23 protein-coding genes and 1 CRISPR repeat array are annotated in these 23,637 nt (G+C 72.3%); of the genes, 16 read left to right on the top strand and 7 right to left on the bottom strand.

The genetic code is table 11. The features are described 5' to 3' along the window. Window positions 1-59: 59 nt before the first annotated feature. Window positions 60-352: a CRISPR direct-repeat array (repeat unit 30 nt; unit sequence GTTGCGATCCCTCTGAGGGGTGATGAGGAC). 838 nt (window positions 353-1,190) lie between these two features. The 6 genes from BUE48_RS04425 to BUE48_RS04400 all read left to right on the top strand — a co-directional run bounded on the left by BUE48_RS04425 (window position 1,191) and on the right by BUE48_RS04400 (window position 5,625). Further along, entirely contained in the window at window positions 1,191-2,327 is a 1,137-nt protein-coding gene (locus BUE48_RS04425; RefSeq protein ID WP_012851264.1) for a DUF371 domain-containing protein, read from the top strand. 16 nt (window positions 2,328-2,343) lie between these two features. Further along, window positions 2,344-3,009 carry an rRNA methyltransferase gene (locus BUE48_RS04420; RefSeq protein WP_012851263.1) on the top strand — a complete coding sequence of 222 codons (666 nt, stop codon included), beginning with the start codon at window positions 2,344-2,346 and terminating at the stop codon, window positions 3,007-3,009. 42 nt (window positions 3,010-3,051) lie between these two features. Further along, the gene (locus BUE48_RS04415) at window positions 3,052-3,492 is read left to right on the top strand and encodes an SRPBCC family protein (protein ID WP_012851262.1); all 441 of its coding nucleotides are present in this window, start codon (window positions 3,052-3,054) and stop codon (window positions 3,490-3,492) included. A gap of 262 nt (window positions 3,493-3,754) precedes the next feature. Next, window positions 3,755-4,285, top strand: coding sequence for a B3/B4 domain-containing protein (locus BUE48_RS04410; RefSeq protein WP_286988953.1), 531 nt, complete (start codon window positions 3,755-3,757; stop codon window positions 4,283-4,285). Window positions 4,286-4,392: 107 nt separating this feature from the next. Continuing rightward, entirely contained in the window at window positions 4,393-5,010 is a 618-nt protein-coding gene (locus BUE48_RS04405) for a LysE family translocator (protein ID WP_012851261.1), read from the top strand. 15 nt (window positions 5,011-5,025) lie between these two features. Next, window positions 5,026-5,625 carry a phosphoribosylanthranilate isomerase gene (locus BUE48_RS04400; RefSeq protein WP_012851260.1) on the top strand — a complete coding sequence of 200 codons (600 nt, stop codon included), beginning with the start codon at window positions 5,026-5,028 and terminating at the stop codon, window positions 5,623-5,625. 151 nt (window positions 5,626-5,776) lie between these two features. On the opposite strand, the gene BUE48_RS04395 is transcribed toward BUE48_RS04400, so the two are convergent. Beyond that, complete coding sequence (locus BUE48_RS04395) at window positions 5,777-7,279, bottom strand: peroxidase family protein (protein WP_012851259.1); 1,503 nt, start codon at window positions 7,277-7,279, stop codon at window positions 5,777-5,779. 462 nt (window positions 7,280-7,741) lie between these two features. On the opposite strand from BUE48_RS04395, the gene csrA reads away from it, so the two are divergent. Continuing rightward, a complete protein-coding gene (csrA, locus tag BUE48_RS04390; protein ID WP_012851258.1) occupies window positions 7,742-7,924 on the top strand; it encodes a carbon storage regulator CsrA in 183 nt (60 codons plus the stop codon). Window positions 7,925-8,033: 109 nt separating this feature from the next. On the opposite strand, the gene BUE48_RS04385 is transcribed toward csrA, so the two are convergent. The 3 genes from BUE48_RS04385 to BUE48_RS04375 all read right to left on the bottom strand — a co-directional run bounded on the left by BUE48_RS04385 (window position 8,034) and on the right by BUE48_RS04375 (window position 11,797). Beyond that, window positions 8,034-9,716 (bottom strand): AMP-binding protein, encoded by a 1,683-nt coding sequence (locus BUE48_RS04385; protein WP_012851257.1) that lies wholly within the window; start codon window positions 9,714-9,716, stop codon window positions 8,034-8,036. A 381-nt stretch (window positions 9,717-10,097) separates the two neighbouring features. Next, window positions 10,098-10,898 carry a LuxR C-terminal-related transcriptional regulator gene (locus tag BUE48_RS04380; RefSeq protein ID WP_012851255.1) on the bottom strand — a complete coding sequence of 267 codons (801 nt, stop codon included), beginning with the start codon at window positions 10,896-10,898 and terminating at the stop codon, window positions 10,098-10,100. 227 nt (window positions 10,899-11,125) lie between these two features. After that, window positions 11,126-11,797 (bottom strand): NAD(P)-dependent oxidoreductase, encoded by a 672-nt coding sequence (locus tag BUE48_RS04375; RefSeq protein WP_012851254.1) that lies wholly within the window; start codon window positions 11,795-11,797, stop codon window positions 11,126-11,128. A 95-nt stretch (window positions 11,798-11,892) separates the two neighbouring features. Here BUE48_RS04375 and BUE48_RS04370 point away from each other — a divergent pair, with 95 nt between their 5' ends. Next, window positions 11,893-12,273, top strand: coding sequence for a winged helix-turn-helix transcriptional regulator (locus BUE48_RS04370; RefSeq protein ID WP_286988948.1), 381 nt, complete (start codon window positions 11,893-11,895; stop codon window positions 12,271-12,273). Window positions 12,274-12,288: 15 nt separating this feature from the next. Here BUE48_RS04370 and BUE48_RS04365 read toward each other — a convergent pair whose 3' ends face one another. Next, window positions 12,289-12,702: a hypothetical protein gene (locus tag BUE48_RS04365; RefSeq protein ID WP_286988946.1), complete on the bottom strand. Its 414-nt coding sequence runs from the start codon at window positions 12,700-12,702 to the stop codon at window positions 12,289-12,291. Window positions 12,703-13,301: 599 nt separating this feature from the next. Between BUE48_RS04365 and BUE48_RS04360 the strand changes: the two genes are divergently transcribed. Together BUE48_RS04360 and BUE48_RS04355 are read left to right on the top strand one after the other, a co-directional pair. Further along, entirely contained in the window at window positions 13,302-16,343 is a 3,042-nt protein-coding gene (locus tag BUE48_RS04360) for a hypothetical protein (protein ID WP_041439311.1), read from the top strand. Window positions 16,344-16,564: 221 nt separating this feature from the next. Next, the gene (locus tag BUE48_RS04355) at window positions 16,565-16,738 is read left to right on the top strand and encodes a hypothetical protein (protein ID WP_012851251.1); all 174 of its coding nucleotides are present in this window, start codon (window positions 16,565-16,567) and stop codon (window positions 16,736-16,738) included. 133 nt (window positions 16,739-16,871) lie between these two features. On the opposite strand, the gene BUE48_RS04350 is transcribed toward BUE48_RS04355, so the two are convergent. Together BUE48_RS04350 and BUE48_RS04345 are read right to left on the bottom strand one after the other, a co-directional pair. After that, entirely contained in the window at window positions 16,872-17,114 is a 243-nt protein-coding gene (locus tag BUE48_RS04350; RefSeq protein WP_012851250.1) for a DUF397 domain-containing protein, read from the bottom strand. Further along, a complete protein-coding gene (locus BUE48_RS04345) occupies window positions 17,115-17,963 on the bottom strand; it encodes a Sco1979 family transcriptional regulator (RefSeq protein ID WP_083789771.1) in 849 nt (282 codons plus the stop codon). It lies immediately after the preceding gene. Window positions 17,964-18,311: 348 nt separating this feature from the next. Between BUE48_RS04345 and BUE48_RS04340 the strand changes: the two genes are divergently transcribed. From BUE48_RS04340 to BUE48_RS04315, 6 genes are all read left to right on the top strand, one after another. Continuing rightward, on the top strand, window positions 18,312-18,821 hold the full coding sequence (locus BUE48_RS04340) for an ATP-binding protein (RefSeq protein ID WP_245536972.1): 510 nt from the start codon (window positions 18,312-18,314) through the stop codon (window positions 18,819-18,821). A gap of 59 nt (window positions 18,822-18,880) precedes the next feature. Further along, window positions 18,881-19,105, top strand: coding sequence for a DUF2277 domain-containing protein (locus BUE48_RS04335; RefSeq protein ID WP_012851247.1), 225 nt, complete (start codon window positions 18,881-18,883; stop codon window positions 19,103-19,105). A 266-nt stretch (window positions 19,106-19,371) separates the two neighbouring features. Next, window positions 19,372-19,734, top strand: a complete 363-nt coding sequence (locus tag BUE48_RS04330; RefSeq protein WP_012851246.1) for an STAS domain-containing protein — start codon at window positions 19,372-19,374, stop codon at window positions 19,732-19,734. 172 nt (window positions 19,735-19,906) lie between these two features. After that, on the top strand, window positions 19,907-21,178 hold the full coding sequence (locus BUE48_RS04325) for a M16 family metallopeptidase (protein ID WP_012851245.1): 1,272 nt from the start codon (window positions 19,907-19,909) through the stop codon (window positions 21,176-21,178). Further along, window positions 21,175-22,530 carry a M16 family metallopeptidase gene (locus tag BUE48_RS04320; RefSeq protein WP_012851244.1) on the top strand — a complete coding sequence of 452 codons (1,356 nt, stop codon included), beginning with the start codon at window positions 21,175-21,177 and terminating at the stop codon, window positions 22,528-22,530. Before BUE48_RS04325 ends, BUE48_RS04320 begins: the two co-directional genes overlap by 4 nt. 166 nt (window positions 22,531-22,696) lie before the next feature. Beyond that, window positions 22,697-23,626, top strand: a complete 930-nt coding sequence (locus BUE48_RS04315) for a hypothetical protein (RefSeq protein WP_286988942.1) — start codon at window positions 22,697-22,699, stop codon at window positions 23,624-23,626. The last annotated feature ends 11 nt before the right edge of the window (window positions 23,627-23,637 follow it).

The following is a 23,637-nucleotide window of genomic DNA, read 5'->3' as shown; positions in this document are numbered from 1 at the left end:
TCTGAGGGTAATGAGGACCCCACAGAGCGGACGATCGTGTGGCCGATCTACGTCTACGGGTTGCGATCCCTCTGAGGGGTGATGAGGACGAGGAGACATCTCGCTCGCCTCTCGGGCACGGGGGGGTTGCGATCCCTCTGAGGGGTGATGAGGACCCGGCCGCGCACCAGGCAGGACGACGGCGTGGTGGAGTTGCGATCCCTCTGAGGGGTGATGAGGACCAGCGCAGCCGGGCGGTACACGGTCTCCCTGAAGATGTTGCGATCCCTCTGAGGGGTGATGAGGACGCCGGGAAGCCGGAAGAGGTCGGCGACCTCGACACGTTGCGATCCCTCTGAGGGGTGATGAGGACCCCAGGGTAAAACCGCAGGCCACAGGGACGGAAGCCCACCGGATACGGCCCGATTTTGCAGCGGACCGCCGGTTGTGCATCTGCCCTGGTAGAGCGGCAGGCATCGTGTCGCCAGGTTGGACGAGCGCGCTTCTGGGGGACTGCGCCGTCCCCCAGGCCCCCTGCGCCCCGGAGCGCCCGTCCGCGCGATGCCGTCTGTCCCACCTGCTGACCGTCCGCGCGGACGAGCACTCCGGACCTATCCCCGCCGACAGCGACGGCGGCAACACTGACGGCGACAGCGGCGACCAGCGACGCACCCGGACGGCCGTCAACGATCGGCCAGCGGCACCACAGGTGTTGATGACCTTGGGGCGGGACGAACTGACAAGGATGAAGGCCGAGGACGCCGAGCGATTGCCGAAAGCTGAGGCCCTGAAGAGGCCTTCGGCCGTCGCGGGATATGCGCGGGATGGAAAGCGTCCAGGTTGCACCCGGCGAGGATGTTCGGGCAGGTGAGAGCGCCGACGAGGGTGGAACGGCCGCTCGATTCCCAAACCGTGTGTCGCAGGTTCGAATCCTGCCGGGGGCGCCGCTTAGACATGAGGAAGCTCCTTCCGCTGGTGGAAACGCAGGTAGAGGGGGCTGTTTCGTGCATGCGGCTGTGCCTTGCGTGTAAGGGTCTATGGCCGCAGTGAAGGGGGCAGAACAGGTCGTTCGGCAGTGGCGCTTCGTGGTGGTGCGGACGCGAGGCGTGCTTCATGCTTCGAGAGTGGTGGGCCGGGGTGCCGGGCGTCGGTGGGGGTGCTGCCTGGTAGCGCGTTGGTAGCGTGGCCGCTATGCAGGTGGGAACGCGGGGGTGTGGGTGACCCGGCGGGTGGTCGTGCGGGCTCGTGGTCATCCCCTGATCCGGGCGACTCATGGCAAGACCTTGGAGTTCACCCGCGAGGCGGTCGTGACGGAGCGCGCCACTTGTGTGGTCGGAGTCGAGGCGCGGTTCGATCCGGACTCGCTCGGGTTGCTGCGCGGGCGGGTTCGGCTCACGGTGCGGGCGGGTGGGCAGGAGGTCTCTGGTGAGGCGGTGGTCAATCCGGCGCACCGGGTGAGTGAGCGGCTGGTGGTGCGGCGCAGCTTGTTCACCGACCCGGACACGCTGGCGGTGGGGGCGACGCTGACGGCGGCGGAGCTGCCGGCGGAGATGGTGGCGGTGCTCGCCGATGCGGAGGCGGAGGTGACGTTGAGCGTCGCCGAAGTCGAGCCCGCCGAGCCGCTGGTGTTGGTCGGCCGGGACGGTTCGCCGGTTCCGGCCGGGCGGGTGGGACTGTTGTGGAGGAACGCCGATCACGCTGTGCGCCTGGGTTCCGGGGCCGTTCCGGATGCCGGGGCGTTGCTCGAGGACGACGGTGTGGTGGTCGCCGTCACCGTTCCCGGGACGCTGGAGGTGATGCCGCCCCAGGTCGCCGCATGGCTTACGGGTGCGGCCGCCCATGGTGCGCGGATCGCGGTCGCCGGTTCCGGGCCGGTGGAGTCGTTGCTGGCCGCGGGGCTTCCTCCGGCGCCTGCGCTGTGGCTGGGGCGGGTGTCTCGCCGATCGGTGCGGCGTTCTGAGATCGGCGGTCTGCTGCAGGCGGCCTCCGTGCCCGCGGTGTTCACGGTGCCGCTGGAGGAGGCCGGTGCGGTGCTGGAGACGGTGGCCGCCGCCGCTCCCCGGCGGCAGGTCGCCGTCCCGGACGGACGGCTTGATGTGGGCACCAAGATGACCTGGGTGGAGGCCGCTCAAGCCGCGGACGCGGTGGGGCGGCTGCCGGGCGAGGAGGCCACCGTGGTGCTCGCCCCGTCCGGCGGTGGCGAGGTCGTGGCGCTGGAGGGCCTGGTGCGGGCGCTGGCCTCGGCGGGGGTGGCGCCGCGGACGGTGAGTCAGGCGCTGCGTCCGCTCGGCGTCTCCCGGCGCAGGATCTACGAGATCATGGACGCCGGTTCACCGGACGGGCGCTGACGGGGATTGGCGGGGGATGCGGGTTCTCAAGGGAAGTTCCCTGGGCACGATGGACGCCGGCGAGCTGCAGGCCATGCGGCAGGCGGCCGGCCGCGTGCTCATCGACGTGGGCACCGGGGACGCCCGCACCGCCTACCGGATCGCCAGGGAACGGCCGGACTGGCTGGTGATCGGGCTGGATCCGGCCTGGCGGCGGATGGTGCCCACCGCCGTGCGCAGCCGCCGCAAGCCCGCCAAGGGCGGGGTGTCCAATCTCGTCCTGGTGAGCGCCGTCATCGAAGAGCCCCCGCAGGAGCTGGTGGGCCTGGCCGATGAGCTGCTGGTGCTGATGCCGTGGGGGAAGCTGCTGCGCGGCGTCGTCCTCGGTGAGGCGGACGTGTGCGGGGGGCTGCGGGCGGTGGCCAAGGCCGGGGCCACTGTCGACGTCACGGTGGGCACCAGCATCTGGCGTGATCCCGTGCCGTTGGAGATCCGCGACCTGCCGGAGCTGACGCCCGAGTACGCACGCGATGTGCTGTCGGATCGGCTGGCCGCGCTGGGCTGGCGTATCACGGCCGCGGATCTGGTTTCGAGCACGGCGATGGAGCGCATCAATTCCTCTTGGGCGCGCCGGCTGGGGTCCGGGTCGGCCGAAGTGGTCATGCACCTGCGCGCGGTCGCCGTTCCTCCCGCCCGGGAGTGACCGCGCCGGGTTTCACACGCCTTCGGGTGCGAGGATGAGGGCATGGCTCAGATCACTGTCACCGCGGAGAAGACGATCGGCGCCGACGCGGAAAAGGTGTTCGCGGCGATCGGCGACTACCACGGGACGCGGCCGAGGATCCTGACCGATCACTTCAGTGAATACGAGGTGCGCGAAGGCGGCCGGGGCGAGGGGACGAAGGTGCACTGGAAGCTGGCGGCGACCAGCAAGCGCGTGCGCGACTGCCTGATGTCGGTCAGCGTCCCGGACGGCAGCACCCTGGTGGAGCGGGACGCCAACTCCTCCATGGTCACCACGTGGACGGTGTCCCCGGCGGCGGGAGGCGCCCGGGTGCGGATCGTGACGACGTGGAACGGGGCGGGCGGCATCGGAGGGTTCTTCGAGCGCGCTTTTGCGCCCAAAGGGCTCCAGCGGATCTACGACGAGCAGCTCGCCAAGCTGGAGGCCGAGCTCACCGGGTGAGCCCGCCGTGACATGACCCAAGCCGGTCAAAGGGATGCAGCGGGAGAGAGAACGGGCCTATCTATAAAGAGCACCGGACCACCGACCTTTTGGACGGCACCATGTACTTCACCCACGCCGACACGGTCTGGGCCGCGCATCCGAACCTGCGGGCGCTCGCCGTGGTGGTCGACGGCGTGCTCGGCGTCCGGCCCGACGAGCCGCGGCTGCGGGAACTGGCCGCCGCCGTCAACGGCGCCTGGCCTCCGGTCCCGAGTCCGGGATGCCGGAGATCGCCGCCTGGCGCGAGGCGTTCTCCCGGATGGGGCTGAAGCCGACGCAGTACCGGTGTGCTTCGGAAGCGCTGCTGCGGCGTTACCGCAAGGACGGGAGCCTGCCGGAACAGCGCCCTCTGGTCGACTACCTCAACTTCGCTTCGATGGCGTTCGGGATCCCGATCGCCGTGCTCGACCGGGCCGGGATCCCCGGCGGGATCACCGTCCGGCCGGCCGGCGGCTCGGAGCGCTGCCTGACCTTTCGGGGAGCGGTGGAGCATCCGGCGGCAGGAGAGATCATCTTCGCCGATCCCGACGGCAACGCGCACTCGCGGCGCTGGACGTTCCGGCAGAGCGCGCCGCCGGCGGTCTCCGCCCGGACCGAGCGCGCGCTGATCGTCGCCGAGGCGCACCATGCCTCGGCCGAGCGGGACCTGGCGGATCTGGAAGCCGAGCCGCAGGCCGGTCTGAAAGCGCTCGGGGCGCAGGTGGCCAGGTCGATGATGATCGGCCCCAGCGAGCGCCGCCTGGAGCGGTGACCTGCGACCGCCGCGAAGGACACCGAGCCACCGGAAAAAGCAGTATCCCGACAGCCCGGCGCCGGGACCTTGCTCCCCTCCGCCGCGCCGGAGAAAGAGCCCAGACCGTGAGCCCTGAATTCCTGATCACCTCGTTCATCGTCATCGCCTCCCCCGGAACCGGGGCCATCTACACGCTGGCCACCGGGCTGGGACGGGGGTTCCGCAGCAGCGTGGTGGCCGCCTTCGGCTGCACGCTGGGGATCGTCCCCCACCTGGCGGCCGCCGTCATGGGGCTGGCGGCCGTGCTGCACACCAGCGCCCTGGCCTTCCAGACCCTCAAGTACCTGGGCGTGGCCTACCTGCTGTATCTGGCCTGGCAGACGCTGCGCGAGCACGGGACGCTGCGGGTGGAGGCCGGGCGGCAGCAGCAGCGGCAGTCGGCCCGGCGGATCGTCGGCACCGCGATCTCGATCAACCTGCTCAACCCGAAGCTGTCGATCTTCTTCCTGGCGTTCCTGCCGCAGTTCGCGCCCGCCGGCTCGCCGCACTGGCTGACGCACATGCTGACGCTGTCGGCGGTGTTCATGGCGATGACGTTCGTGGTCTTCACCGGTTACGGTGCGTTCGCGGCCGCGGTGCGCGACCATGTCATCTCCCGGCCCAAGGTGATGGCGTGGATGCGCCGCACCTTCGCCGCCGCGTTCGTCGGGCTCGGGGTACAACTGGCCCTGACCGACCGTTGAAAACGAGGGGGACCAGTGTTCGTGAAGGTGTGCGGGCTGCGGACCGAACGGGACGTGGACACCGCCGTCGAGGCGGGGGCCGACGCCGTGGGGTTCGTCTTCGCCGAAAGCCCCCGCCGGGTCGATGCCGACACCGCGCGGCGGCTGGCGCGGCGGGTGCCGGAGCACGTGCTGACGGTCGGGGTGTTCCGCAACCAGCCCGTCTCCCAGGTGCGGGCACTGGCCGAGGCCACCGGCATCCGCGCGATCCAGCTGCACGGGGAGGAGGGCCCCGACCACTACGCCGCTCTCGCCCGGGAGGGGCGCACTTTGATCCGCGGCACCGCCTACCGTGAGCCCGTGCCGCGCTGCGGCGAGTTCGGCGAGGACATCCTGCTGCTGGACTCGGCCGTGCCGGGCTCGGGCACGACCTGGCGGTGGGACGGCGGCCGTCCCCTGCCGTCGGGGGAGCGCTGGCTGCTGGCCGGTGGCCTGACTCCGCACAACGTCCAAAGCGCCATCGAAGCCGCCCGGCCGTGGGGGGTGGACGTCTCCAGCGGTGTGGAGAAAAGCCGCGGCGTCAAGGACCCCGAACTGATCGTCTCCTTCCTCAAGGCCGTCCGCGCCGCGGGCTGAGGACCGGGCGTCCCTTCTGCGAAGCCCCGGCGGCGGTCCGGGCAAAGGAGAAAGGCTCCGCCCGCCTGCGTGTGGGGTCGTGCCGCAGAGGGTGGCGCACGCGGTGCCTTCGTGATGCCGGTGCGGCCGTGCGGGCGGAGCCTGGCCGGGGTCAGATGCCGAAGCCGGTGAACTTGATCAGGTCGGCCATGGTGAAGTCGTCCGGGACGGCCGAGGGCAGGAACGGCCGCCAGCCGGGGTCACAGGACAGATAAGAGGTGGGGTCGGCGGCCAGCAGGCCGCAGAACACCTCGGCGACGATGCGTCCGCCGACCGGGCCGAGGTGGCGGCCGTCGGCGCGCAGCTCGGCCTCGCGCAGCACGTAGTACCACAGCGGCGCCGGGCCCTTTTGCGGCAGGGCCAGTTCGGCGTCGGTCAGCGGGTCGGCGCCCATGGCGCGGGCGACGTCCTGGCCGGAGGGCAGGCCCAGCCGGGCGCCGCGGGTGAGGTTGCGGCGGATCAGCGAGGCCATTCCCGGCGCCTCTTCCGGCGGCAGCTCATTCAGCGGCGGTGCGACCTTGGTGTCGATCCGGCGGCTGAGCTGCGGCGGCTGGTCGGTCTCCTTGTCGATGTCGAAGAAGCGCCGCCACTCGACCTGCCAGCCGGCCGGCAGGGCGCGGAAGCCGCCGAAGTGCCCCAGCGGGTCGGTCTCCACCGGGTCGGAGGTGAAGATCGGCAGCGCGGGCACGGTGGAGTTGAGCCGGTAGCGGGCCCGGACCATGGAGTGGCCGAAGCGGTAGGCGGCGACGGAGAACTCCACCGGCATGAACGGCCGCTCCCGCCAGTGGAAGAACCGCAGGCGGACTTGTTCGACGGGCCGCCCGCCGGGCACCAGCGGTTCGCGCCGCAGCACCTCGCCGAGGGTCTCGCCGCCGACGATGCGGCGCAGGAAGTCGTGGACGACCATCCACTGGTAGTGCCAGCGCACGACGCGCTGGGCGGCGGTGAAGGCGTCCTCCCCGGCGCGCGGGGCGGCCTCGGGGAAGTCGGCCAGCCGCTCCAGGACCCGGTTGTGGAACAACATCATGGTCAGGTGCAGCTGGCTGACGAAGATGTTCTCGTCATTGCGCGGATCGCCGATGATGGCGGTCTGCTGCACATTGCGCGGCAGGTCCAGCACATCGTCGTGCTCGCCGATCAGGAAACGCCCGGCGGGCCGGCGCTCGTCGTACAGATAGGGCTGGTCGATCGGGCCCCGGCCGTAGACGCTGTCCAGGTCGAAACCGGGCGAGCGGAAATTGGTCAGCGCATCGGGGTCGTTCTCCCGTTCCAGGCTGGATTGCGGGTCGAAGGTCAGGTCGTGGTCGATGAACTGTCCCAGGTAGGTGTAGCCGGCCGGGATCGCCTCGTTGTCGCGGGCGGGGTTCGCCGGGTCCTGTTCGACCATCGCCGCGGCTATGGCGGCGATCTGGTCGTCCCCCGGCACGAACGGCGGCAGGTTCCGGAACATCCGCCCGAACCGCCCCTCATACAGGGTGGACCTGGGGACGCCGGCCAGCCCGCGGACCAGATGGGCGTGACTGCGCCCGGCCCTGGCCGGCTGCTGCAGCGCATCGCCGTAGCCTGCGATGTCGGCCTCTCGCTGTTCCGGCTGACGCGTTATCGCCGTCGTCATGGCCACTCCGTCCCCCCGTTCCCGGGCCTGTGTGCGGACGCGTTCGCGCCGCCGGCGGCTCTGCCGCGGCGCTCGACCGGGTTCTACCGGACGCGCAATCGGCTGAAACGGCGATAATGGCACGGGGGTGACGATTTTCCGCCGTCTTGGGGAACGGCCGATAAATCTTCTGCCCCGCGCCGGGGAATTTGACCGGCACTTGCGGTGGATTGCATGTTATTCCAACGCACGGCCCCGGGAGGGCCGGATCTTCCCCCTGGCCGTGAAAACGCCCCCGGCCCGGGCTTCCCGCTGCCGCCTGCGGAGGCGGCGTGCGGAAAGGCCCGTCGTCTTATCCGCCCGGAGATGGCAACCGGTTTTCCCCGTCAAGGCCACTGGAATGCAGTTGAATGAATCATCTGCCCGTCCCATGGCCGGGGACGGGCAGGAACCCCTTTCCCGCCGGTCACCCGAGGAGGCGTTGTGCTCGTCCTGTCCCGCAAGCCGGGCGAGAGGATCATGTTGGGCGACGACATCGTCGTCCAGGTGCTCCAGATCTCCGGGAACTCCGTCCGGATCGGCGTGGAGGCGCCCAGATCGCTGCGGGTGTGGCGGGAGGAGGTCTGGGTCGAGCTCGACCGGAAGGCCGCCCGCCAGACCTCCTGACCCGCCCCGAGCGATCCGCCGAGCGCTCTTCGGCACGTGCTCTCAAGCTTCTCGGCGCAGCCATGGGTGCGCGTCCCGGGCCGCCTGCGCCGATGGGCCGAGGAGCCGGTCAGTCGACGCGCAGGTCCTCCTCCCGGTATTCGCGGCCGGACGGCCCCTGCCCGGCCGCCCGGGCGCGCAGCTCGACACGGCGGATCTTGCCCGAGACGGTCTTGGGCAGCTCGGCGAACTCCAGGCGGCGCACCCGCTTGTAGGGGGCCAGGTTCTCACGGGAGTGGCGGAAGATCTCGGCGGCGGTCTTCTCGTCGGCCGGCCACCCGGCGGCCAGCACCACATAGGCCTTGGGGACGGCCAGGCGCACCGGGTCGGGGGCGGGCACCACCGCCGCCTCGGCGACCGCCTCGTGCTCCAGCAGGACGCTCTCCAGCTCGAACGGGGAGATCCGGTAGTCGGAGGCCTTGAACACATCGTCGGCCCGGCCCACGTAGGTCAGGTAGCCGTCCTCGTCGCGGGAGGCGATGTCGCCGGTGTGGTAGTAGCCGTCGCCCATCACATCGGCGGTGCGCTCGGGGTCGCCGTGGTAGCCGGCCATCAGGCCCAGCGGGCGGCGGGACAGGTCCAGGCAGATCTCGCCCTCCTGGGCGGGCTCGCCGGTGACCATGTCGATCAGCTCGACGGCGTATCCGGGGACGGGCCGCCCCATCGAGCCGGGCTTGAGGGGCTGGCCGGGGGTGTTGGCGACCTGCACGGTGGTCTCGGTCTGGCCGAACCCGTCCCGGATGGTCACCCCCCAGGCCCGCCGCACCTGCTCGATGATCTCGGGGTTGAGCGGCTCGCCGGCGCCGACCACCTTGCGCGGCGGGTTCTTCAGCCGTCCCAGGTCGGTCTGGATCAGCATGCGCCACACCGTCGGCGGGGCGCACAGGCTGGTCACCTGGCAGCGGTCCAGCTCGGTCAGCAGCCGGTCGGCGTCGAAGCGGGTGTAGTTGAACACGAACACCGTCGCCTCGGCGTTCCAGGGGGCGAAGACGTTGCTCCAGGCGTGCTTGGCCCAGCCCGGCGAGGAGATGTTCAAGTGGACGTCGCCGGGTTCCAGGCCGATCCAGTACATGGTCGACAGGTGCCCGACCGGGTAGGAGACGTGGGTGTGCTCCACCAGCTTGGGGCGGGCCGTGGTGCCGGAGGTGAAGTACAGCAGCAGCGGGTCGGTGGCCTTGGTGGGGCGGTCGGGCCGGTAGTCGGCACTGGCGGTGTAGGCGTCGGCGAACTGGTGCCAGCCGGGCACCGCCTCGCCCACCGCGATGCGGGTGTAGTCACCGGGGACGTCGTCGAACTTGCCGGTCTGCGCGGAGGAGACGATCACGTGGCGGGCGCCGCCGCGTTCCACCCGGTCGCGCAGGTCGGCGGGGGTGAGCAGGGTGGTGGCGGGGATCAGCACGGCGCCGAGCTTGATGGCCGCCAAGGTGGTCTCCCACAGCTCCCGCTGGTTGCCGAGCATCAGCACGATGCGGTCGCCGCGGCGGACGCCGCGTTCGCGCAGCCAGTTGGCCACCCGGGCGGAGCGGGCCGACAACTCGGCGAATGACAGGCGCTCTTCGGAGCCGTCCTCCTCCACGATCCACAGCGCGGTGCGGTCGTTGCCCTCGGCGATCACGTCGAACCAGTCCAGCGCCCAGTTGAACTCCTCCAGCTCGGGCCAGGAGAAGTCGCGGTAGGCGGTCTGGTAGTCCTCGCGGTGCTCCAGCAGGAAGTCGCGGGCGGCGCGGAACGTCTCATGGGCGGGGTGGGACATCGTTGTTCTCCTCGTGCTCAGTTCTCGTCCGGGCCGAGCGGTTCCCCGGAGCGCTCGCGCATCTGCTTGTGGCGGGTCTTCCCCGTCAGGGGCGGGGGAACGACCCGGCGAGGGCTCCGGCCGCGGGCGGGGCCTGCGGCGGCCGGTTCGGGAGGGCCCGCGCAAGGCTCGGTCCAGACCGCCTGGCGGGGGTCGCGGGCATGCCGAAGGCGCGGTTGGACGTCGTGGCCATGCGAACGCCTCCCGGGGCAGGACCTGTGACGGCCATCACGGGGCTGGGGTCAGCGTGACCGATCCGGGAGGCGGCCACTACTCCCTTTGGTGGGTATTGAGCGTCCTCGCCTGCGCAAAAATGCGGGCCGGGGCCGCTTGAGCCCCGGGTCAGAGGGGGTAGCCGAGGGCGCGGGCGCGGTTGACGGCCTCCATGCGGTTGCGGCAGCCGAGTTTGCGCATCACGCTGCGCAGGTACGCCTTGACGGTGCCGGGGGTCAGGCCCATCCGGGCGGCGATCTCGGCGTTGGGGAGGCCTTGGGCGGCGTGGCTGAGCGCCTCGTGCTCGCGCCGGGACAGCCGCCCCGCCGCGGGCGGTGCGGCCGGCCGGGTCTCGGCGGCCAGCCGGCGGCGGACGGCCTCCAGTTCCGCTCGGACGGCGGGGTCGTGGACCCGTGCGATGACCCTCTCCAGGTCCCGGCAGGCTTCGCGGAGCCGCAGGTGGACGGCGGGCGGCTGCTGGGCGGCGGCCATGCGCTGCCGCACCTCGCCGGCCAGGCTCATCGCCAGGCGCTGCATCCGCTCGCCGAACTCCAGCCGCTGCCGCAGCCCCGCATACAGCACCCCGGTGACCTGCCCGGCGGTCAGCAGCGGGACCGCCAAGATGGCGTGCAGCCCTTCGCGGGCGACCGGCCGGTCGTAGTGGTGGCTGATCTCGCGGGCGTGCAGGTAGTCGGTGACCGTGACGGGCCGCCGCAGCGCCATCGCCTTGCCGCCCAGCCCGGTGCCGCTGCGCACCACCAGGTCCTGCAGCGCGGTGGTGCGCGCGCCGCGCAGCCGTGAGATCACCACGCACTGCTCGCCGGGCAGGGCGCGGGCGCCGAAGGCCACGTCCACCCCGGCCCTGTCCACCAACCGGACGAGCGCATCGTCGACGGCGCTCGCCCACACCTCGTCCGCAGCCGCGGCCATCACACCACCTCACCGTCCCTTGCGGTGACGCCCGTCACTGCCCCATGAAAAGGACGTTACTGCGCATGGCGGTCGCCCGCCGCCCCACCTGCTCTTATTGACAAAGAGTTGTATATATCCGCTTCCGGGTTCCGCGCCCCTGCGGAAGAGCCCAGGGCGGACCGCCGAGATGACCGAAGACCGGCCGGTTCATCGAGCCGCCGGTGCTCCGGGCCGCCGCGCAGAGTTCACGAGAGGTTGAAGACCGCGATGCGGGTGCGGTGGTGGCGGGGCGTTTCGATCTCGTCGATCACCGCCACCGCGAGATCCGCATACGACAGGCGCGCCGACATCGGCGGGGCGGTCTCGCCGCCGGTCCGGTAACGGCCGGTTCGTGGGCCGTCCGCCTCCAGCAGCGCCGGCGGAGTGAGCATGAGCCAGTCGACCGGCCCGTCCTGCTCCCGCAGCCGGTGCAGGCCGGCGGTATGCGCGGCGGCGAACGGCCTGATGTGCGCGGGAAAAAGCGAAGGGTCATCCATTATCAGACGGCCGTCGGCGCCTTTGAGATTGGCGAAAAGACCGATCGTCACCAGCCTGGGGACGCCCGCTTCGGCCAGCCCGGCGAGCAAGGCGTCGACGGCCTTGACGAAGAATTCCGGGTCGAGCGCGGAAAAATCCTGTTGCGGGCCGCTGAAGGGGGTCACCGCGCAGACCGCGGCGTCGTGGCCGCGGACGATGGAGAAGGTGCGTTCCGCGTCGGTGACATCGCCTCGCACCAGCGAGACGCCCGTGGCCTCCAGGTCACCGTATTTGCTCGGATCGCGCACCACCGCGGTGACGCGATGCCCGCGCCCGCGGGCTTCGGCGGTGACGGCCCGCCCGGCCCTGCCGCCCGCTCCGAAAATGACGATGCCGCTCATGTCGCTCCGTCCCGGCCGGGAATTTCCCCGCCGGAACGAGACGGTATCCACCGGGCGCCGGTTACCTCAAAGATACCGAGATAGCCTTCTTTGCCATGGCCGCTCCCTTGGACCCGCAGATGTTCGATCCCATGTGCCCTTCCAGCGCCCTGCCGTTTCAGGTCGGCGACAAGTGGACCGGGATGATCGTGCTTTGCCTGGAAGGGGGGCCGCGGCGGTTCGGCGAGCTCAAAGTCCCGCTGCGCGGCATCACCTCGAAGGTCCTCGCCCAGACCCTGCGGGCCATGGAACGCGACGGCCTGGTGACCCGCACCGTCTACGAGGAGAACCCGCCCCGCGTCGAGTACGAACTGACCCCGCTGGGACGCAGCCTGCTGACCCTCATCGCCGCCGCCCGCGCCTGGAGCAGGGAGCACCTGCCCGCGCTGCTGCAGGCCCGCCGGGCCCATGACGCGGCGGCGGACCCGTCCCGCTGAAGCGGTCTTCTGCTCTCACGTCTCCGGGAGGCCGACGTCCGGGCAGGCGCCGTGGACCTCCTCGACGTCGCCGCGGATGCCGGTGCCCTGCCCCACCGGGCAGTCGCCCGGGCCGAGCCGGTGGCGGACCCGGTCCCGGCCCGGGCCGCCGTAAAAGGTGACGAAAGAGGTCTCCTGGGGCCGGCGGGTGGCGCGGCGCTCGCAGGTGACGCGGTCCGCGCCCGGGCCGCCGTTCACCGTGCCGGGCAGCCCGGTCCGGAAGGTGATCACATCGTCGCCGTCCCCCAGGTCGGTGAAGACGGAGATCGGCCTGCCGTCGGCCGTGCGGCAGACGACCCGGGCCGCGGGGCCGGTCCGGCGGCAGCCCTCGCCGGTGGTGTGAACGTGCCACGGGCGAGGCCGGAAGTGGAGCCCGTCCTCGGCGGGCATGCCGACTCCACATGGTCGGCGACGCCGCTTTCGGCGGTCAGGACCGCCACGCCGCCGACGATGCGCAGTTCTCCGGCCAAGGCCGCGGCCCGCGCGGAGGAGGCGGGCATCGCCGTGAGGGCGAGCGCGGTGGCGGCGAGCGCCACGGCCCGGGCGGAGATCGCCGGCGCCTTCCGGTCACAACATCCGGGAGCCGGAGACGCGGGGTGTGAGAAGCAGGGCGGAGGCCCTGCCGTCACAGGTGTCCGCGGGGGTGCGGGGGCATCGTCATTCCGGGGCGCATGAGGGGCGTGTGAATGAGACGATGTGATCATGAAAGCCGGTCGCCGCGGTGAGGGCCGCCCGCGCCGCATGCCGGCCGGCCGGCGCGGGGAACTCCACGGCGGCCGGGGAGCGTCCACAGAATGCAGGGACGGTCACCGCAGGGTGCGCAGCGCCGCCGTTCGGGTGCCTTCGCGGCCGAACGTGAGACGCTGACCTCGGCGGAAATGGAGATCACACCAGGCGATCCGGGTTCGAGAGGAACCATGGAAACGGCGCAGCACCCAGCAGAACCGGAAGGGCCATCCGGCAGGCCGCCGTCTTCGCTCCAAGAACGGGTGAAGGCCGTCTTCGGCCCGGTGGCCGAGCTGCTGGAACGGCTGGAGACGCCGCGGGCGCCGGGATCGTCCGGTACGAGCGCGGCGCCGCGGCTGGAGGCCGTCCGGGCGCTGCTGGACGGGCAGGTGTGCGGAGAGTGGGAGGACCTGGCGAAGCTGCTGGTCGACCCGGCCGCGCTGGTGCGGCGCTCCGGCCCCACCGGCACGCTCGCCGCCCCCGTCCTCCCCGACGACCCGCGGGCCTTCTTCTATGAGGACTACCGGCTGGGGGTGGTCCCGCCCGCCCCCGAACCGCCGCCCGCAGAGCCCGAAGAGCAGATCACCGAGCCGATCCCGGCCTCTGCCGCGGAGATCGCGGAGGCGGCGCTCACCGGCCCGCCCGCCTGTTTGGTGCGGGCGGCGGACGGGCCGGAACGCACGGCGCTGCTGGCCGGGATCGTCCGGGAACTGGCCGAGGCCGGGCGGCGCGCGCTGCTGCTGGCGCCCTCCGGTGAGCAGGCGGCGGGGCTGCTGGCGGCGCTGCGCGACATGCCGCAGGTCGGCGTCCTTGCGGCCGAGCCGTCCGGCGATCCGGAGCGGCCCGATGCGCTCACCGAGCTGCGGCGGCTGCGCCGGGAGCTGCTGACGCTGGAGCAGTGGCCGCGCGACCGGGCCGCGCTGGAGGAGCTGCGGGCCCACGACGAGCGGCGCCGCGCCGAGCTGGCGGCGGCCGAGCAGCGACTGGCAGAGGAGATCGAGGCCGCCGGGCGGCGGATCGAGACCGCCGACCAGGAGAGCGCGCAGGCCCGCGAGCACCTGGCGGAGGCCGCGCAAGAGCATGACCGGCTCGCCGCGGAGGCCGAGCGGGCCCGGGCCTCCTGGCGCGACCTGCAGGACATCGCCGACCACGCGGCCCGGGAGGCCGACGCCCGCACCCGGGAGGCCGACGCCCTGGAGGCCCGGCACCGGGATCTCGCCGAGCAGGCGCTGCGCTGCGAGCAGGAGCTGGAGGCCGCCCGCGACCGCCGGGCGCAGCTGACCGACGAGCTGGAACGGGCCCGGGCGGCCCTGCCGGAGGCCACCCGGGAGACCGAGCAGCTGGCCGCGGCGGCCGCCAACGCCACCGCCGAGCAGCACGCCAGCTATTACCGGCTGGCCGCCGCCGAATCCGCCCACGCCGCCCAGCGCCGCCGGCTGAGCTGGGGGCAGCGGCTGCACGTGGTCCCGCTGCCGCCGGAGGTCGAGCAGGCCCGGCAGCTGATCAAACAGCGCCGCCGCGAGGCACAGGAGGCCGCCGAGCGCGCCCGCTCGGCCGTGGAGGCGCACCGGCGGGCCGAGGCGCTGCGGGGCGGGCTGACCAGGTTCATGGCCGAGGCCGAGCAGGAACTGGCCGCGCTCGGCCGGACCCAGGAGCAGCTCACCGAGCGCCTGGCCGCCCTGGTGGCCGAGCGGGATGCCGTCCACGCCGACATTCAGCGGCTGTCGCCCCAGGTCGCCGAGGCGGTCGAGCACGCCGCCCAGACCGCCGCCGCCGCCCGGCAGGCCGGCCGGCTGGCCGCCGAGGCCGAGCAGCGCGCCGCCGCCGCCCGGCAGACCCGCGACGAGGCCGCCGCCGCGGCCGAGCGCGCCGCGGCCGAGGCCGCCGAGGCCCGCTCCCGGCTGGCCGCCTTGGAGTCGGAGCTGGAAGGCCACCGCGCCGACGCCGCGGCGCAGATCGCCGACCTGGAGAGCGAACTGCGCGCCCTGACCGAGGCCGAGGAGCACTCCCGCGCCCGGGTGCGGCAGATCTGCGGCACCTTTGGGGAGGTCTCCCCCGAATCGCTGGAGGAGCAGCGCGCCCGCACCATGGCCCGCATCGAGGAGCTGGCCGCCGTGCTGGAGTCGGCCGACCTGCTGCACGCCACGCCGCTGGGCTTCGGCCGGGGCCCCTACTCCCGGGGCGCCTCCTTCGACACCTTGATCGCTTTGGAGGCCGACCGTATCGGGGACGCCGACCTGCTCATCGGCGCCGTCCGCGCCCGCCGCTGGATCCTGGTGGCCGACGGTGCGGGGCGGCCCCCGCTGCCGGACGAGGGTTCCCGGGCCGTGCCGGATCTCGATCCCGCCGTCCGCCGGGCCGCCGCCGATCATCTTGCGCGCAGCGCCTTCGAGCGCTGTCTGGACGCCGCTCCCGCGCTCTGCCGGGACCTCGTCACCGCCGACGCCACTCTTCCGCTGAGCGCGCTGGAGGAGCCGGACGAGGCCGCCCGGACAGATGCCGCGGCGGCTGAACGGCCCGTCTCGCAGGAGGCGCCCGGCGGTGAAGGGTTCTCCCCCGTCGATGACGAGCAGCCCTCTGTCCGTCCCGACGATCCCACCCGTGCGTTGCCCGCCTCGCCCGCCGGTGTTCCCTCAGAAGGCGCGTCCGCCGGGGAGGGAACGCCTGCGGACGAGACGCTTCCCCTCGAGGTTTTCTCTCCCTCGGCCGAGGAGGGCGCCGGTCACCGGCCCGGGGTGGACGGGCGCCCCGCTGCTGTGGAGGAGGACCCCGCCGCCGCTCCCCCACCGCCGGGTGAGCGGTCCATCGCCGGTTCGGGTGGCCTTCGCACGGACGCAGAGGGTGGGGAGCGGCCTTCGGGAGAAGAGCAAGTCCCCCCTGGTTTCGATGATTCCGGCTACAAGACCGGGGGTTCGACCACCGTTTCGGCGGCTGGAGTCCGGGTGGTGAGCGACGAATCGGCCGATGCGGCCGGTGCTCATCCTGTGGAGCAGGCCCGGGGAGAAGACACCGATGCGGCCCGTCCGGCGGTGGACGAGCAGGCGGAGCCCCGGGCCGGTGATTCTCTCAGCGCGCCGGGCGGTCCCGCCGGGGAGAAGGCGGACGAGCAGCGGTCCGCGGCGGATGAGGCGGAGAACGTGGGGCCTGAGGACGCCACCGTGCCGATCAGCGCTCTGGCGGAGGAGACTCCGGTGGAGGGCGCCGGTGCGGACGAGCAGCCCGCAGATCGGCCGGCTCCGCAGGCCGGCGACGCCCCGAAAACAACGGATGCGGAGACCGGCCGCGGCGAGCGGCAGGCGGGGTGAGCCCGGCCGGGAGCCGAGCGGTTCCGCCGGGCAGCCTCTCCTCGGACGCTGAATAAGTTTTATTGATTATCCAGTCAGACCGGGTTTCCGTCCCCATGTGCGAGGTATGCCCGCTGTGCCGGAATTCACCGTTCGAAGATCTCGTACAACGGAATAGAGCGGCGATCTTGCACGTTCCGACCACCCACCGACCGACCGTGTGACCTCAGGGAGGCACGAAAGTGACCAACAGCAGCATCCCTCGTCCCAAGCCGGGTCGCGAACGGCGTCCCATCAGGTCCACCTCGCTGCGGGCCCTGGCGGTGGCCGCGCACCTGGAACGCGGCCTCGCCACCGAGGGGCCGCCGGGCCGGGACGAAGAGGCCACCGAAAAGGCCGGGCGTCGGCGGAACTGAGCCGGAGCGCGCCGGCCGGGGGCGCGGCCGTCCCCGGCCGGCGTCCTCCCGCCCGCCGGCGCACAAAAGAGCCCCGCCACCGGTGCGGCGGGGCCGTGGGGTTTCGTGCGAAGGAGCCTGCCGAAGGCCGGCGCTAGTTGGCGGCGATCAGGGGATCGAAGTCGCCCTCCTTGGCACCGAGGATGAGCGCCCTGATCTCCGGCCGGGTGTAGATGAGCGCCGGTCCCTCGGGGTACCGGCTGTTGCGCATCGCCACGGCCCCTCCGGGGAGTTCGGCCATCTCAACGCAGTTGCCCTGGGAGTTGCTGCGCCGGGACTTGTGCCACCGGGCCCCGCGGAGCTCGGTGGCGGGCATTCCGTTGTAGGTCTTGAGCATCTAAGTCTTCCTGAGAAGTTCGTCGAGCATCTCGATGGTGCGCTCCGGGGTCTCGCTGTCGACGCACAGGCGCTCCATCGCCTGCAGATAGGTGTCGACATCGTCGCGTTTGTCCAGGTAGAGCGCGCCGACGAGATTCTCGACGTACACCACATCCGGCAGGTCTGGCTCGGGAAACCGCAGGATGGAGAACGCCCCGCCCTCGGCGGCGTGACCGCCGAAGCGGAACGGCATCACCTGGATGGTGACGTTGGGCAGCTTCGACATGGCGATGAGGTGCTCGAACTGGCTCCGCATCACGCTGGGGCCGCCGATCACCCGCTTGAGCACCGCCTCGTCGAGCACCGCCCACAGTCGGGGAGCGTTGGGGCCATGCAGCCGCTGGGCGCGCTGCATGCGCACCGTGACCCGATCTTCGATCTCCTGCTCGGGGGCACCGGCGTTGCCCAGGCGGATCACCGCCCGCGCGTACTCCTCGCACTGGAGGAGGCCCGGCACGAACTGGCACTCATAGGTGCGGATCATGGCCGCGGCCTCTTCCAGCCCGACGTAGGCCTGGAACCACTTGGGCAACACGTCGTTGTAACGGTGCCACCATCCTGGGGCCTTGGCGTCCCGCGCCAGTTGCAACAGCGCCTCCCGCTCCGCTTCGTCGGTGACCCCGTACAGCGTGAGCAGGTCGGCCACGTCTCGCTCTTTGAAACTGACCCGCCCCAGTTCAAGACGGCTGATCTTGGACTCCGACGCACGGATGACATACCCGGCTTCCTGCCGGCTGACGCCCTTGCTCTCGCGCAGGCGGCGCAGCTGGGAGCCGAGCAGGATGCGACGCACCGTGGATCCGGGCATCGCCCCAGGTGCCGGCGTCTGCGGAGTCACGCAACCCTCCCGCTAGATGGCGGACAGCGCACTAAGTGCGCCACTCCCATGTCGTTTTTTGGGGGCTACCTCCGATCTTGACCCCGGCCCGCATGCACAATGTGAATGCACGTGCATTGGGCCTTGCATTCGCACGCTACGATGCGCAGGATAACGCACGGGGCTTCCGAGCCAGGGCTACACCACGAGATCACTCTGCGGGGTCTGGGGATGACGTCACACCACACACGCGAGGAGCCGCGGTGGGGGTGGGCCTCCGTCGTTTCGGCCGGATGCGGGCCCACCGGAACCGCGGTCCACAGCACCGCCTCGACCCCGGTGCCCGAGTCCCTCGAGCTGGCCCCTGCCGTCGAGCAGGGGCTTCGCATGATGATCGACGACGCGGCGGGAACGGCCTGCTTCACCGTCTGGCCCGATCCCGAGTCGGTCACCGCGGCGCGGCACTTCACCACCCGGCGGCTCAGCGACTGGAACATGGACGCCATCGCCGACGACGTCGCGCTGGTCGTCACCGAGCTGGTCACCAACGCCCTGCGGCACAGCGTCCCCTCCCACGATCACCTCATGCCGATGGACCGGCCGTACCGGCAGGCGCCCGGCCGGGGCGGCGCGATCCGGCTCCGGATGCGCCGCCGCCGCTCCGATCAGTCCCTGTGGCTGCTGTGCGGCGTCTTCGACGGCTGCCGGCAGGCCCCGCGGCGCAAGGAGCCCGACTACATCGCCGAGACCGGACGGGGCCTGCACCTGGTCGACTCCTTCACCCACTCCTGGGGCTGGCGCGGCCTGCCCGACGGCAAGGTCGTCTGGGCGCTGTTCCGCCACCCCTGAAAGCGGCGGCGGCACCGCCGCCCACCGGCGCTGTCGGTGGGCGGAGAAACAATCGAGGCATGTGCCGCAGCATCAAGACGCTCCGACCGCCCTTCCAGGACGAGGTCACCGACGCGGACATCCGCGCCGCCGCCCTGCAGTACGTCCGCAAAGTGTCCGGCTTCCGCACGCCGGCCGCCCACAACGCCGAGGCCTTCGACCGCGCGGTGGCCCAGATCGCGGCGGCCACCGCCGAACTGCTGGCGTCCCTTCGGATACGCGGCCGGGCCCAGGGCGGAGAGTGAACCTTTTCCGAACGCATCGCTTCCGCAGACCGGAACGGGTGGCCCCGGCAAGGGCGATGTGATGCCCTGGACGGAAAGCAGCCAGAACGCTCCCGCAGCGCCCGCTCCCGGCTCCCGAAGAAGTTCATCGGGCGACCAACGAGAAGGCGGCCCGGGTTCATCTCCGGATAACACCCGGCCGCCTGGGTATGGACTGCAACCGCACCGCCGGGCAGCCACCGGCGCAGACCCGGCCGCCCCGATCGATGGAGGACACAGGAGTGCCCGTGGAATTCGCGGTTGAGCAACGCGTCGACAACGGCGTCAACATCGTCAAGGTGTCCGGGGAGATCGACGTCTTCAGCAGCCCTCGGCTGCGCGAGATGTTGCTCGACGTCATCGACAAGGGACCGCTGCGCCTCGTGGTGGACCTCAGCGACGTCACCTTCCTGGACTCCACCGGCCTGGGCGTCCTGGTGGGCATCTACCACCGGCTGCGGGCCCGCAACGGCTCGATGTCGTTCGTGGGCGCCAACGACAGGGTGCGCCGGGTCTTCCACATCACCCAGCTGACCAAGATCTTCTCGCTGTACGACACCCTGGAGGAGGCGCTGGCCGCCGAGCGGGCCGACACCCGCACCGGTTCCTGACTTTCCCGGCCTTCCGTCCCGCGCCATGCGGCATCGGCCCCGTCCCGTGCCGTCTCATATGTCCCGCGGCGGCCTGCGACCCCCGTCCGGGCAGGTACCGTGAGCCTAGATCAAGGGGACGCCGTGCCCCGGCCGCATCCGGCCGCGGGCATCGACGGGACGGGAGCGTTTCGTGGCCGAACAGCCGCTGCATGAGCACACGCTCGCCAACGGGCTGCGCGTGGTGGTCTGCGAGGACCATGTCGTGCCGCTGGCCGCCGTGAACATCTGGTACAGGGTGGGCTCGCGGCACGAGCAGAACGGGGTGGACGGCAAGAGCCGCACCGGGCTTGCGCACCTTTTCGAGCATCTGATGTTCCAGGGCTCGGCCAACGTCGCCGAGGGCGAGCACGCCGCGCTGCTGGAGAGCGCCGGCGCCACGTTCAACGCCAGCACGTCGTTCGAACGCACCAACTACTACGAGACCGTCCCGGTGAGCCACCTGGAGCTGGCGCTGTGGCTGGAGGCCGACCGGATGGGCACGCTGCCGGCCGCGCTGACCCAGGAGAACCTGGACAACCAGCGCGATGTGGTCAAGAACGAACGCCGCCAGCGCTACGACAACCAGCCTTACGGCACCGCCTTCGAGCGGCTGTGCCGGCTGACGTTCCCGCCCGGCCACCCTTACGCCCACACCCCCATCGGCTCGATGGAGGACCTGGACGCCACCACCATCGAAGACTGCGTGGAGTTCTTCCGCACCTGGTACGCCCCCGGCAACGCGGTGCTGTCCATCGTGGGGGACGTGGACGCGCAAGAGGCGATCGCGATGGTCGAGCGCTACTTCGGCAACATTCCCCCCGGGCCGGCCGCGCCGCCGCCCCGCCCCGGCGACCTTGAGCCGCTGACCGGGATCCGGCTGGAGGAGGTGGACGAGGAGGTGCCCTCGGCCGCCTACTTCGCGATGATGACGCTGCCCAGCGACGGCGGCCCGGAGATCGAGGCCGCCGAGATGGCCGCCGAGATCCTCGGCGGCGGCTCCGGCTCGCGGCTGTATGACCGGATGGTGCGCCGCGACCAGATCGCCACCGAGGTGTGGACCGGGGTGACCCGGCTGGTGGACGGCCCGTCGCTGGCCATCGTGGAGGCGATCGGGCCGGACCCGGCCCGCATCTCCGATGTGCTGGATGAGGAACTGGCCCGCTTCGCCGAGGAGGGACCCACCGAGGACGAGGCGGCCCGGGCCGCCGCGCAGGCCGAGCGGGGGCTGCTGGAACGCATCGAGACGGTGGCCGGGCTGGCCGACGCGCTGTCGGCCAACGCCACCCAGTTCAACGACCCGGCGCGCACGTTCACCGCCGCCGAGCGGGCCGCCGCGGTCACCGCCGAGCAGATCAAGGACGCGGCGGCGCGCTGGCTGGCCCCCGGCGCCCGCACCGCTCTCAGCTACGGAGGCAGCAAGTGACCACGCTGATCCCGGACTTTCCGGCGCGCCCCGTCCCCGGCCCGATGCCGGCCTGGGCCTTCCCCACCGGCGTGGCCGGGCGCATCCCCGGCGGCCCGGCCACGCTGCGCTGCGACCTGCCGGGACGGCGCCTGGCGGCGGTCCGGCTGGTGCTGGACGCCGGGGCCGGCCGGGAGAGCACCGGGCAGGACGGGGTCGCCGCGCTGACCGCCCGGGTGCTGCTGGAGGGCACCGAGCCCGGCGGCGGCACCAAGCTGGCCGCGGCGTTCGAACGGCTCGGCGCCAGCCTGCACGCCTACACCGACCTGGCGGCGCTGCGGGTGCTGCTGGACGCGCCGGTGACCCGGCTGGAGAAGGCGCTGGAACTGCTGGGCGAGGTGCTGCGCGGCCCGGCGCTGGACGACGCCGATACCCGGCGCCTGGTGCGCGAGCGGCTGGAGGAGATCGCCCAGGAGGACGCCGCCCCGGCCTCCCGGGCCATCCGCGAGCTGCGCGCCCAGCTGTTCCCGGCGGGCAGCCGCCCGGCCAAGCACACCGACGGCTCCAAGGAGTCGGTCGAGCGGCTGACCGGTGAGCAGGTGCGGGCCTACTACTCGGCCATCGACCCGTCCGAGGGCACCGCCGTGATCACCGGCGACCTGACCGGGGTGGACGCCGAGGGCGCGCTGGCCGCGGCGCTGGAGGGCTGGCGGGCCACCGCCGCTCCCCTGCCGCCCCCCGACACCGCGCTGCCCACGCCCGGGCCGCGCCTGGTGATCGTCGACCGGCCGGGCTCGGTGCAAAGCTACCTGTGCGTCGGTCACGGCGTGCCCGGCCGCGACCACGCCGACTGGCCGGCGCTGACGGTGGCCTGCCATGTGCTGGGCGGCGGGCTGACCTCCCGGCTGAACGCGCTGCTGCGCGAGGAGAAGGGCTACACCTACGGCATGCGCGCCGGGCTGGTGCGGCTGCGGCACTGCGGGATCTTCGTCGCCCAGGGCGCGGTGCACACCGAGGTCACCGCCGACGCGCTGACCGACATGCTGGGCGCGCTGCGCAGCGTCCTGGAGGGCGTGGGCGAGGGCGAGTGCCGGACGGCGGTGAGCGCGCTGGCCGACTCGGCCCCTTCCGACTATGAGACCGCCCGTGCGGTGGCCTCCGAGCTGGCCGACGCCGCGTCCGCCGGGCTGGGCGCCGACTACCCGCGCCGCTACCTGGAGGATCTGCGCGCGGTGACGGCCGATGGGGTCACCCGCGCCTATGGGGAGCACATCGACCAGGACGCGCTGACGGTGGTGATCGTCGGCGACGCCGGCAAGATCCGCGGTCCGCTGGAGGACCGCGGGCACGCCCCCACCGTCGTGGAGGGCTGAAGCGGGCCGGGCCCGTGCGCCTCCACCCGGGGGCGTGCGGGCCCGGCCGCCGCATGGGCGCCTCCGGCCCGCGACACGCGGAACATACCGGGCCGACCACCGATCGGGGCGGCGGGCCGGTAGTGGATGGTTAGGGTCGTGTCGCAGCGCTGTCCCGAGGAGCGGTATGACCACCTGGATCGTGATCCTGCTCTGCCTGGCCGTCGCCGGGCGGGAACTGTATCTGGCCTTCGACCGCAGGCTTCCGCAAGCCCAGGCGGAGATCCGGGAGCTGCGCGGACGGGTGGAGGAGCTGACCCGACTGCTGGAGCAGGCGCCGCCGGAGACGGCGCAGGAGGACGAGCCCGCCGAATCTGCCGAGCCCGCCGCACCCGCCGACGAGGCGGAGCAGGCGCCCGAGCCCGGGCCGCTGACCCGGCAGGCGCCGCCGGCCCCGGCCGCGGCGAGCGCCGCGGCGGCCGTCTCCACCGCCCTCATCCGGCGGCTGGAGCGCGAGCTGGGAGAGGTCACGGCCCGCCTGGCCGCCCTGGAACAGCAGGTGGCCGCGGCCCGCTCCGCCGAGGCCGCCCGGGCGGACGCACTGGATGAGCTGGAGCAGGCGGTCGCCACCCTGTACCGGGAGATGATCGAGCGCCTGGAGCGGGAGGGCGGCCTGGTGCGGGGCCGGCTGTCGGCCGCGGAAGAGGCGCTGGAGCCGGTGCTCACCACCGCCTATGAGCGCTGCGTGCGCGAGATCGGGCTGCGGGTGCGCGCCAAGGAGTCCACCGGGACGAGCCCATGGCGGACCGGCTATCTGCTGACGGGGCGGGAGCCGGCCGGGGAGGTGGCCGCGCGCCTGGCGGCGCAGGCCCGGGCGCTGCCGGGTGATGAGACGAGCGCTCCGCTGCACGCGCTGCTGACCGAGCTGTCCCGGCTGCAGGGCACCGGGGCGGCGCAGATCGGGGCGTTCACCGCCGTGCGCGTCCACGACGCGCTGATCTGCGGGCTGCTGGAGGAGGAGCCCGACAGGGCCGACCCGGCGGAGCTGGCGGCCCGCCTGGAGGGGAGCGCCACGACGGTGCGCTGGGAGCCGGAACTGTTCCCCGCCCTCGACTAGGCCCCCCGCCT

It is taken from the genome of Thermomonospora sp. CIF 1, assembly GCF_001896795.1.
Classification (GTDB): domain Bacteria; phylum Actinomycetota; class Actinomycetes; order Streptosporangiales; family Streptosporangiaceae; genus Thermomonospora; species Thermomonospora curvata.
Note: the sequence above shows the minus strand (reverse complement) of the source record. Positions and strands in the feature narration are given on the sequence as shown.

Coding starts and splice junctions, on each gene's coding strand:
- BUE48_RS04420 (WP_012851263.1), top strand. CDS start 2,344: ATGCGGGTTCTCAAGGGAAGTTCCCTGGGCACGATGGACGCCGGCGAG.
- BUE48_RS04415 (WP_012851262.1), top strand. CDS start 3,052: ATGGCTCAGATCACTGTCACCGCGGAGAAGACGATCGGCGCCGACGCG.
- BUE48_RS04410 (WP_286988953.1), top strand. CDS start 3,755: ATGCCGGAGATCGCCGCCTGGCGCGAGGCGTTCTCCCGGATGGGGCTG.
- BUE48_RS04395 (WP_012851259.1), bottom strand. CDS start 7,279: ATGACGACGGCGATAACGCGTCAGCCGGAACAGCGAGAGGCCGACATC.
- BUE48_RS04385 (WP_012851257.1), bottom strand. CDS start 9,716: ATGTCCCACCCCGCCCATGAGACGTTCCGCGCCGCCCGCGACTTCCTG.
- BUE48_RS04380 (WP_012851255.1), bottom strand. CDS start 10,898: ATGGCCGCGGCTGCGGACGAGGTGTGGGCGAGCGCCGTCGACGATGCG.
- BUE48_RS04375 (WP_012851254.1), bottom strand. CDS start 11,797: ATGAGCGGCATCGTCATTTTCGGAGCGGGCGGCAGGGCCGGGCGGGCC.
- BUE48_RS04370 (WP_286988948.1), top strand. CDS start 11,893: ATGGCCGCTCCCTTGGACCCGCAGATGTTCGATCCCATGTGCCCTTCC.
- BUE48_RS04365 (WP_286988946.1), bottom strand. CDS start 12,702: ATGCCCGCCGAGGACGGGCTCCACTTCCGGCCTCGCCCGTGGCACGTT.
- BUE48_RS04350 (WP_012851250.1), bottom strand. CDS start 17,114: ATGCTCAAGACCTACAACGGAATGCCCGCCACCGAGCTCCGCGGGGCC.
- BUE48_RS04345 (WP_083789771.1), bottom strand. CDS start 17,963: ATGCCCGGATCCACGGTGCGTCGCATCCTGCTCGGCTCCCAGCTGCGC.
- BUE48_RS04335 (WP_012851247.1), top strand. CDS start 18,881: ATGTGCCGCAGCATCAAGACGCTCCGACCGCCCTTCCAGGACGAGGTC.
- BUE48_RS04315 (WP_286988942.1), top strand. CDS start 22,697: ATGACCACCTGGATCGTGATCCTGCTCTGCCTGGCCGTCGCCGGGCGG.